Below are 9587 nucleotides of genomic sequence, written 5' to 3' on the forward strand. Positions count from 1 at the left end.
CCACTCTTTTCAGAATGGCTTCTCTTAGTAGCGGGAACAGGACTCGAACCTGTGACCTTCGGGTTATGAGCCCGACGAGCTGCCTACTGCTCTATCCCGCGATGTTTCGAGTGCAAATATACAACCATTATCGATACGCACAACAAAAAAATTAAAAAAATCTTTTATTTCTACTATTCACTTGATATGAGTACCTTTGCAGCAAATTAAATTGAAATAAATGTCGCATAAAGCCGGTTTTGTAAACATCATAGGAAATCCAAACGTTGGAAAATCAACACTAATGAATGCTTTCGTTGGTGAACGATTATCTATTATTACCTCTAAAGCGCAAACAACGCGCCACAGAATCCTCGGAATTGTAAACGGAGATGATTTTCAAGTAATCCTTTCGGATACACCAGGAATCATCAAGCCAGCTTATGAAATGCAAAAATCAATGATGGATTTTGTAAAATCTGCCTTTGAAGATGCCGACGTTTTAATTTATATGGTGGAAATAGGAGAGAAGGAACTTAAAGACGAAGCTTTTTTCAATAAAATTATTCATGCCAAAATTCCGGTATTGTTGCTTTTGAATAAAATTGACAAATCCGATCAAGAGCAATTGGAAGAACAAATTGATCTTTGGAAAGAAAAAGTGCCTAATGCCGAAATTTATCCGATATCGGCTTTAGAAAATTTCAATGTAAAAGAAGTTTTCGCTCGCATTTTAGAATTACTTCCAGAATCGCCTGCTTATTATCCAAAAGATGCATTAACAGACAAACCAGAACGTTTCTTCGTTAATGAAACTATTCGCGAGAAAATCCTTTTAAACTACGATAAGGAAATTCCTTATGCCGTAGAAATCGAAACAGAAGAATTTTTGGAAGACGATAAAATCATCCGAATTCGTTCGGTAATTATGGTGGAACGCGATACACAAAAAGGAATCATCATCGGACACAAAGGAGCAGCGCTTAAACGTGTCGGAATGCAAGCTCGTGAGGATTTAGAAAAATTCTTCGGAAAACAAATTCACATTGAAATGTTTGTTAAAGTAAATAAAGATTGGAGAAATAGCCAATTTCAATTGAGACGTTTCGGATACAATCAAAAATAACAAATCTTTAAATCGAATTTTATTAATTTGAAAGGCAATTTCAAAATTGTACCTTTGCAGCATATTATAAATTATCATGAACAATATTGTAGCCATAGTAGGAAGACCTAATGTAGGGAAATCCACTTTTTTTAATAGATTAATTCAACGTAGAGAAGCCATTGTCGATTCGATAAGTGGTGTAACACGCGATAGAAACTACGGAAAAAGTGAATGGAATGGAAAAGAATTTTCGGTAATCGATACAGGCGGTTACATCAAAGGTTCTGATGATATTTTTGAAGCAGAAATTCGCAAACAAGTAGAACTTGCGATCGATGAAGCGGATGCTATCATTTTCATTGTTGATGTGGAAGAAGGCATCACGCCTATGGACGACGAAGTGGCCAAATTACTACGTAAAGTCACCAAACCAGTGTTGCTTGCAGTCAACAAAGTGGATAATTCGATGCGTGAAAAAGATGCTGTTGAATTCTATAATTTAGGTCTTGGAGAATATTTTACCATTGCCGGAATGAGCGGGAGTGGCACCGGAGATTTATTAGACAAATTAGTCGAAGTATTGCCTGAGCTTCCAGAAACTACAGAAGAAGAAGTTTTGCCTCGTTTTTGTGTAGTAGGTCGTCCTAATGCTGGAAAATCCTCTTTCATCAACGCACTTATTGGTGAAGATCGATACATTGTAACCGATATTGCAGGAACTACTCGTGATGCCATCGATACGCGTTACAACCGTTTTGGTTTCGAATTCAACTTGGTCGATACCGCCGGAATCCGTCGTAAAGCCAAAGTAAAAGAAGATTTAGAATTTTATTCGGTAATGCGCTCGGTTCGTGCTATTGAACACAGTGACGTAATTATTTTATTAATTGATGCTACTCGTGGATTTGAAAGTCAAGATCAGAACATTTTTTGGTTGGCTCAAAAAAACCGTAAGGGAATTGTAATTTTAGTAAACAAATGGGATTTGGTCGAAAAAGATACCATGTCTGCTCGTGATTATGAAGCCAAAATCCGTCGTGAATTAGAACCTTTTACTGATGTGCCGATTATCTTTGTTTCAGCCTTAACCAAACAGCGTTTACTGAAAGCATTAGAAGAAACGGTAAAAGTTTACGAAAGCAGAAAACAACGCATTTCTACCTCTAAATTCAACGATTATATGTTGAAATTGATTGAAAATTTCCCACCACCAGCTTTAAAAGGAAAATACGTAAAAATTAAATTTTGCATGCAATTGCCAACGCCAACGCCTCAGTTTGCGTTTTTTGCCAACCTGCCACAATATGTAAAAGATCCATACAAACGTTTTCTAGAAAATAAAATCCGCGAACATTGGGATTTCTCTGGAGTTCCTATGGATATTTATTTTAGAGAAAAATAATAAGAAGCGAACGGCTCGGGCTTCATCAGTAATGGTAATTCCTGCTGCTTTTCCAAAGTCCCGATAACAATCGGGAGCTTTTCCCTTGCATCAGGGCTAGTGAGTAAACCATTTTACTTTTTGTACAGTAGTTTATTCGAAGTAATCGGTGTAAACAAATGAAGTGCCACTTGGCAAAAAAGAATCAAAATGCTTAAAAAAGAACTACAATTAGCTGTCGATAAAGGTCAAATGTTACCACTAATGGAAGAATTCTACACCATTCAGGGTGAAGGATACCATACCGGAACGGCCGCTTACTTTATCAGAATTGGAGGTTGCGATGTGGGTTGCCATTGGTGCGACGTCAAGGAAAGTTGGAATGCCGAACTGCATCCGCCAACCGAAATTGATTTGATTGTTGCCAATGCTAAAAAATATGCAGATACTGTGGTGATTACTGGTGGTGAACCATTAACCTGGGATATGAATCCGCTGACTCAAAAATTAAAAGAACAAAACCTTCGTGTGCATATTGAAACCTCAGGTTGTTATCCAGTAACAGGGACTTGGGATTGGTTTTGTCTTTCACCAAAGAAAAACAAACTACCTGTTGATAGTGCCTATGCAATCGCCAACGAACTTAAAGTCATTATCTACAACAAACACGATTTTATTTTTGCTGAAGAGCAAGCTGAAAAAGTAAACTCAAATGCCATTCTTTTCTTGCAACCCGAGTGGAGCAAAAAAGAAGAAATGACACCACTTATTGTTGATTATGTAATGAATAATCCAAAATGGAGAGTTTCATTGCAAACCCATAAATACTTGAATATCCCTTAAAAAAATATAGGTATGAAAAGAGTACTATTTTTAGCAATTATTTTTTGTTATTTTCAAAACTTACAATCCCAAACAGAACCTAATACAATAGAAAAGAAAGTTATTGACAGCACTGCGGTAGTGATTAACTCTTCTGATGTTGAAGTAAAACCAGAATTTCCCGGAGGAGTAAATCTATTTTATAAATTTGTAGCCAATAATTTCAATATGCCAGATACTAAAGGCGGAATTAATGGGAAAATAGTGGTTAGTTTTGTTGTTGAAAAAGACGGAAGTTTATCAGATTTTAAAATCTTAAAAGATATAGGTTACGGTGCTGGAGAAGAAGCTATACGAGTATTAAAACGCTCTCCAAAATGGACGCCTGCAATGCAAGGTGAAAAATTAGTGCGTTGTAACTATGTAATACCAATAACATTAAATTTTCAATAGGGTTAAATATTTTTTGCAATATTCCTCAAAAATTATATATTTATAAAAAATTTAAAACCAAACAAAAATGAAAAAACTTATTTTAACTTTTGCCTTGTTATTAGTTGCTCAATTCGGATTCTCTCAAGCAGTAGATGAAGCATTCAAAAAAGATGTAATGAAAGTGATTGAAAGAAGCGGTTCTGGAGGTCAAATGGCATCGGCTAAGAAACAAATTTTATCGATGATTCCAGAAGACAAACATGCTGCATTTCTAGTAGAATTTGATGCATTATTGCCAAAAGTATACGAAGCTTCTGCTAAAATATATATGGAAGAATATACCAAAGAAGACATCAAAGCAATGTTAGCATTCTATGATAGTCCAGTGGGTAAAAAAATGGCTGAAAAATCGGAAGTGATTGCTACTAAAACGCAAGAAGCTATGATGACGTTGCAAGGCGATATCCAAGCGCTAGTTATGAAATACATGCAATAACAATTAATGTTGTTTTGTTAAAAATCCCAAACATTGTTTGGGATTTTTTATTTTTACAAAAAACTACCCATGAAATCACAATTTCTTTTAGATACTAACATTACTTTTCTAAATCATGGCTCTTTTGGCGCATGTCCAAAACCAATTTTTGAAGCCTATCAACAATTGCAATTCGAATTAGAAACTGAACCGGTTCAGTTTATTCAGAAGAAATTGCCTGTTTATTTAAAAGAAGCCAAAAAACCGTTGGCAAAATTCATTGGTTGTGATGAACACGATTTCTTTTTTACACCCAATCCTACATTTGCAGTGAATACCATCATGAGAAGTATGAATCTGCAAGCCGGTGATGAAATTCTAACCACCAATCATGAGTATGGTGCGATGGATCGAACATGGCATTTCTATTGCAAAAAATTCGGAGTGAAATACATTCGTCAAGAAATTTCGTTACCCATTGTTTCTAAAGAACGAATCATTGAGGAATTTTGGAAAGGATACAATTCGAATACTAAGGTTGTTTTTCTAAATCAAATTTCGAGTTCGACCGCATTAATTTTTCCCGTGAAGGAAATTTGTGATAAAGCACAACAACTCGGATTGATTACTATAGTTGATGGTGCGCATGTTCCGGGACATATTGATTTAAACATTTCCGAATTGAATCCCGATTTTTATACTGGAACGTTACACAAATGGATGTTGGCGCCCAAAGGAAGTTCGTTTTTGTATGTTAAAAAAGAATTTCAAGCCGATATCGATCCATTAGTGGTGAGCTGGGGTTACGAAAGTTTGGCGCCAAGTGAAAGTCAGTTTTTAGATTATCACGAATATCAAGGTACGCAAGATGTTTCCCAATATTTATGTACACCTAAAGTGATTTCGTTTTTGGAAGAGAATAATTGGAAAGAGAAATCGAAAGCCTGCCGAAAAATGGTGATGGAGAATTACCAACGTTTTTGTGATTTGGTCGGAACCAATCCAATTTGTCCAATATCGGAAGAATTTTTAGGTCAAATGGCGAGTATTCCAATTCGAACGGATAAACCAATGGAATTGAAAGAGTTGTTGTATTCGAAATATAAAATTCAAATTCCGATTATGCCTTTGAATGGTAATGTGTATATGCGTTATTCTATCAATGTATATAATTCGCAAGACGATTTGGAGGTTTTATACCAAGCGGTTACAGATATTATTAAGTCTACCGATTTGATAGTAAGATAAGATTCGTGAAATTTTAGCCACGGATAAAACGGATTAAGCGGATTCTTAAGATTGACAACAAATCCGTCGCATCTGTGAAAATCTGCGGCTGAAAAGTGATTTTTTTTGAAGAAAGTTCTTTTAATGAAAATCCCTAGCCCTGATTGAAACGGCATCCTTTTTCTTGTTTCTTTAACAAGGAAAAGATATAGTGGAAAGCAGGATTGGCTTCTAAAAAAGACGCGCTAAATAATCAAAATGGTTCCCTTCTTCAATCAATTCGCATTGCAAACCATTAGCGAAAGCGGCATTTTGTAACGTGTTATAATCTAAATACAACCAAGGAAAAGGTGCTTCGGTTTGGTTTTTATAAGAAATCGTGAAGGTTAGTTCGCCATAATAGCCATCAGCTGGAATCCATTTGGAACCATCTTCATCTTCATCAAACATATAAATAATATCCGAGGAATCAATTAGAATTTGTCCGTTGGGCGCTAATAAACTTTTTACTTTTTGCAGGTATTTGGAAGTTTCGGCTAAGGTTCCGAAAATTCCGGTGCCGTTCATTAATAATAGAATAGTATCGAATTTCTCGTTCTTCAAATCTAAAATATTCTGAACTTTAGCTTTTTTCAGACCACGAAGACGACAGACTTCAATGGCATTTTTAGAAATATCTATAGAAGTAACATCAAGATTTTTGTCATTTTGCAAATACAAACTATGGCTTCCGGCACCACATCCTACATCCAGAACCTTGCCTTTGGAAAGTTGTAGTGCTTTTTTTTCTAATTTGGGCATTGCTGCGTAGGAACGAAAAAGATAAGCAACTTCCATTTCATCAGCTTCCGAAATGTTGGTTTCGGTGATAAGATTTTCTGGAGCAGTATTGGTTTGAAAATCGAGAATGGCTTTTCCGAATAGATCTAACATTTGAAAAGGTTATAAAGTTTATGAGGTTTAAAAGTTTAAGTTGTTTAATTTTGTATCAGAAATCATATTAAATGCTAAAGCCATCATTAAACGAACTTGGGAAACTTGCCAAAGATAAGCATAACGAAAACAAAAAGTATTTCGATAAGCTTAAAAAGAAAACCCCTAAAAATTTGGATTATGTAATGCAAGATTTGCACGATGCCGAATTCAAACGAACCGATTGTTTGGAATGTGCTAATTGCTGTAAAACAACTGGACCATTATTTACTTCGGCCGATATCGAACGTATTTCAAAGCATTTTAAACAAAAACCGCAACAATTTATTGAGCAATATTTGCGCATTGACGAAGATAACGATTATGTGTTGCAAAGTGTACCGTGTACGTTTTTAGAATCGGATAACAAATGTTTTATCTATGAGGTGCGCCCAAAAGCGTGTCGAGAATTTCCGCATACGGATAGAAAAAAGTTCCAGCAGATTTCCGATTTAACCTTGAAAAATGTTGCCATTTGTCCAGCGGCTTACAATATTGTAGAAAAGATGAAAGAGAAAATGCCTTTGTAGAACAAAGATTTCACAAAATACACGGATTTGATCTGTTCTAATTTGTAATATCTGTGTTTTTATTCGTACAGCAAATACTTCTTTCTCATTTCTTTAAAATCATTCAACCCTTTCTCCCAAGATTTTCTTATTTCATTTTCAGAAACACCAGATTCTATTTGCTGTTGCAATTTCTTGTTTCCAGCCAATTTAGTAAAGAAGTCAATAAAGAATTTCGATTTATCAGAAGTCGAATTGTACGCTTTAATTAACCATTTTAATTCTAGTTTATTAATTTTAGGAATCGAAGTTAGATTTTCACCATAACAAACTTGGTTTTTATAAACCGGTTCTTTTGCTCCGAAGTTTGGAATCGGAGTAAAACTAAAATCACTTTTGGGTAGAAAAGGCGAACCGTAAATTTGAAATTGCATTTCGGTACCACGACCTACACTAACGTTAGTACCTTCAAACAAACACAAACTTGGATACAAATTCACGGCTTGTGCGTTGGGTAAGTTTGGCGATGGTTTTACTGGTAAATTATAAGACATTTCTCGATGGTAGTTTAAACAATGAATCACTTTTAAGTCACATTGAATTCCGTTTTTCATCCATTTTTCACCATTAATCATTTGAGCATATTCGCCGATTGTCATTCCATGTAATAACGGAATTGGGTGCATACCTACAAAACTGGTGTATTCTTTTTCTAATATTGGTCCGTCTATGATCGCACCATTAGGATTTGGTCGGTCGAATACAATTAACTGAATATTGTTTTCCGCACACGCTTCCATAATGTAATGTAAGGTAGAAATATAAGTGTAAAAGCGAGCGCCAACATCTTGCAAATCAAAAATCATAACATCAATTCCTGATAATTGTTCTGGTTTTGGTTTTTTATTATTTCCATACAATGAGATAATAGGTAAGCCAGTTTTGGTGTCTTTTCCATCAACGATGTGTTCTCCAGCGTCAGCGGTACCACGAAATCCATGCTCAGGTGCAAATATTTTTTGAACGGCAACTTGTTTTGAAAGCAAAAAATCAACAATAGATAGATTCTCTTTCGGGTTACTGCTTGAGATGATTATTCCAGTTTGATTGGTAACAATACCAACTTTTTTGTCTTTTAATAAAGGCAAATAAAAATCGAATCGTTCGGCTCCTGTTACAATTTGATTTTGATTTGAAATTGAAGATACATTTGCAGGTGTCATTTTTTTGGGCAACCCACAGGCTGCCGAAATGAGCATAAAAGAAATAAAAACTAGACAACTGTTGATTAGGTATTTCATAAAATATTATTTAATCTGCTAAAATAGGTATAATCGATGGCAAAAAACTTTGTGTATCTTTGTGGCAAATCCAAAAAGAACATTCTTGAACCTAGAACATTTTATAGCCAAACGACTTATTACTACTAAAGACCATAAAAGTAGTATTTCTGCGCCAATTATAAAAATTGCCATTACAGCAATCGCTTTGGGTATCATCATGATGATCGTTTCTGTCGCAACCGGAATAGGATTGCAACAAAAAATACGCCAAAAAGTTTCCGCATTCAATGGTCACATTATTATATCTAATTTTAATGGCAACGAATCGGATGTCAGCACCGAGCCTGTTTCGTTAAACCAAAAGTTTTATCCTAAATTTAAAAATATAAAAGGGATACATCACATTCAGGCAGTCGCAAGCAAAGCAGGAATGATTAGAACCGAATCTGCTTTTGAAGGAATTGTATATAAAGGTGTAGGAAAAGATTATGATTGGAGTAATTTAAGTGAATACTTAATACAAGGTCGAGTTCCAAATGTAATGTCCGAATTGAATAACGAAATTATTATCTCACAATATTTAGCCAATCGCCTCAATTTAAAACTTGGGGATAGTTTCAATACATTCTTTATGAAGGAAGGTGAAAACAAATTGCCTAATAGTCGTCGATTCAAAATTGTGGGTATCTACAACTCGGGTTTGCAAGAATTTGATTCGGCTTATATAATAGGAGACATTCGCCACATTCAAAGAATAAATAAATGGAAGCCCAATGAAGTAGGTTCTTTCGAAGTCTTCGTAGATGATTTTACAACAATCAAAGAAAAAGGCGAAGAGGTGTATGACGAAACTTCGTCTATACTAAACTCACAAACCATCGTCGAGAAATTCAATTACATTTTCGATTGGTTAAAACTATTCGATTTTAATATTATTGTTATCCTAATCATAATGATAATAGTGTCAACAATTAACATGATAGTAGCGCTACTGGTTCTTATTCTAGAACGAACACAAATGATCGGAATACTCAAATCAATGGGGGCCAACAATTGGTCAATTCGTAAAATTTTTCTCTACAATGCATTTTATCTTATTATAAGAGGTCTCTTTTGGGGTAACCTAATCGGAATAGGATTGTTGTTGATTCAAAAATATTTTGGAGTCATCAAACTAAATCCCGAAAGTTATTACGTAAATGTAGCTCCAGTCGACATCAATATTCTATATATATTACTACTCAATATAGGAACTATTGCCATTTGTTTGCTTGTTCTTTTAATACCTTCCTATATTATAACGAAGATTTCTCCAGCCAAAACCATTCGTTTCGATTAATTAGCAGCGAAAGTTCAGTGCATTTTAGTGTATGTAATTCCCGCTTTCCGCTGTACA

General features: G+C 35.0%; 10 protein-coding genes and 1 tRNA gene. 8 read left to right on the top strand and 3 right to left on the bottom strand.

Annotated elements, in window-relative coordinates; translation table 11 throughout:
• Positions 1 to 28: 28 nt before the first annotated feature.
• A tRNA-Met gene (locus ACODSI_RS08930) sits at positions 29 to 101 on the bottom strand.
• Positions 102 to 220: 119 nt separating this feature from the next.
• On the opposite strand from ACODSI_RS08930, the gene era reads away from it, so the two are divergent.
• From era to ACODSI_RS08960, 6 genes are all read left to right on the top strand, one after another.
• The gene (era, locus tag ACODSI_RS08935; RefSeq protein WP_488916497.1) at positions 221 to 1105 is read left to right on the top strand and encodes a GTPase Era; all 885 of its coding nucleotides are present in this window, start codon (positions 221 to 223) and stop codon (positions 1103 to 1105) included.
• A 76-nt stretch (positions 1106 to 1181) separates the two neighbouring features.
• Positions 1182 to 2489 carry a ribosome biogenesis GTPase Der gene (der, locus tag ACODSI_RS08940; RefSeq protein ID WP_488916498.1) on the top strand — a complete coding sequence of 436 codons (1308 nt, stop codon included), beginning with the start codon at positions 1182 to 1184 and terminating at the stop codon, positions 2487 to 2489.
• Between the two features lie 189 nt (positions 2490 to 2678).
• On the top strand, positions 2679 to 3311 hold the full coding sequence (locus ACODSI_RS08945) for a 7-carboxy-7-deazaguanine synthase QueE (protein ID WP_488916499.1): 633 nt from the start codon (positions 2679 to 2681) through the stop codon (positions 3309 to 3311).
• A 12-nt stretch (positions 3312 to 3323) separates the two neighbouring features.
• Positions 3324 to 3743: an energy transducer TonB gene (locus ACODSI_RS08950; protein ID WP_488916500.1), complete on the top strand. Its 420-nt coding sequence runs from the start codon at positions 3324 to 3326 to the stop codon at positions 3741 to 3743.
• 67 nt (positions 3744 to 3810) lie between these two features.
• On the top strand, positions 3811 to 4221 hold the full coding sequence (locus tag ACODSI_RS08955) for a DUF2059 domain-containing protein (protein WP_488916501.1): 411 nt from the start codon (positions 3811 to 3813) through the stop codon (positions 4219 to 4221).
• 69 nt (positions 4222 to 4290) lie between these two features.
• Positions 4291 to 5448: an aminotransferase class V-fold PLP-dependent enzyme gene (locus ACODSI_RS08960; protein ID WP_488916502.1), complete on the top strand. Its 1158-nt coding sequence runs from the start codon at positions 4291 to 4293 to the stop codon at positions 5446 to 5448.
• A gap of 210 nt (positions 5449 to 5658) precedes the next feature.
• Here ACODSI_RS08960 and ACODSI_RS08965 read toward each other — a convergent pair whose 3' ends face one another.
• Entirely contained in the window at positions 5659 to 6360 is a 702-nt protein-coding gene (locus ACODSI_RS08965) for a class I SAM-dependent methyltransferase (protein WP_488916503.1), read from the bottom strand.
• Positions 6361 to 6431: 71 nt separating this feature from the next.
• On the opposite strand from ACODSI_RS08965, the gene ACODSI_RS08970 reads away from it, so the two are divergent.
• Positions 6432 to 6929 carry a YkgJ family cysteine cluster protein gene (locus ACODSI_RS08970; RefSeq protein WP_488916504.1) on the top strand — a complete coding sequence of 166 codons (498 nt, stop codon included), beginning with the start codon at positions 6432 to 6434 and terminating at the stop codon, positions 6927 to 6929.
• A 59-nt stretch (positions 6930 to 6988) separates the two neighbouring features.
• On the opposite strand, the gene ACODSI_RS08975 is transcribed toward ACODSI_RS08970, so the two are convergent.
• The gene (locus ACODSI_RS08975) at positions 6989 to 8209 is read right to left on the bottom strand and encodes an exo-beta-N-acetylmuramidase NamZ family protein (protein WP_488916505.1); all 1221 of its coding nucleotides are present in this window, start codon (positions 8207 to 8209) and stop codon (positions 6989 to 6991) included.
• An 85-nt stretch (positions 8210 to 8294) separates the two neighbouring features.
• Here ACODSI_RS08975 and ACODSI_RS08980 point away from each other — a divergent pair, with 85 nt between their 5' ends.
• A complete protein-coding gene (locus tag ACODSI_RS08980) occupies positions 8295 to 9530 on the top strand; it encodes an ABC transporter permease (RefSeq protein WP_488916506.1) in 1236 nt (411 codons plus the stop codon).
• The last annotated feature ends 57 nt before the right edge of the window (positions 9531 to 9587 follow it).

The organism is Flavobacterium sp. FG139 (genome assembly GCF_057809695.1).

Coding starts and splice junctions, on each gene's coding strand:
- era (WP_488916497.1), top strand. CDS start 221: ATGTCGCATAAAGCCGGTTTTGTAAACATCATAGGAAATCCAAACGTT.
- der (WP_488916498.1), top strand. CDS start 1,182: ATGAACAATATTGTAGCCATAGTAGGAAGACCTAATGTAGGGAAATCC.
- ACODSI_RS08945 (WP_488916499.1), top strand. CDS start 2,679: ATGCTTAAAAAAGAACTACAATTAGCTGTCGATAAAGGTCAAATGTTA.
- ACODSI_RS08950 (WP_488916500.1), top strand. CDS start 3,324: ATGAAAAGAGTACTATTTTTAGCAATTATTTTTTGTTATTTTCAAAAC.
- ACODSI_RS08955 (WP_488916501.1), top strand. CDS start 3,811: ATGAAAAAACTTATTTTAACTTTTGCCTTGTTATTAGTTGCTCAATTC.
- ACODSI_RS08960 (WP_488916502.1), top strand. CDS start 4,291: ATGAAATCACAATTTCTTTTAGATACTAACATTACTTTTCTAAATCAT.
- ACODSI_RS08965 (WP_488916503.1), bottom strand. CDS start 6,360: ATGTTAGATCTATTCGGAAAAGCCATTCTCGATTTTCAAACCAATACT.
- ACODSI_RS08970 (WP_488916504.1), top strand. CDS start 6,432: ATGCTAAAGCCATCATTAAACGAACTTGGGAAACTTGCCAAAGATAAG.
- ACODSI_RS08975 (WP_488916505.1), bottom strand. CDS start 8,209: ATGAAATACCTAATCAACAGTTGTCTAGTTTTTATTTCTTTTATGCTC.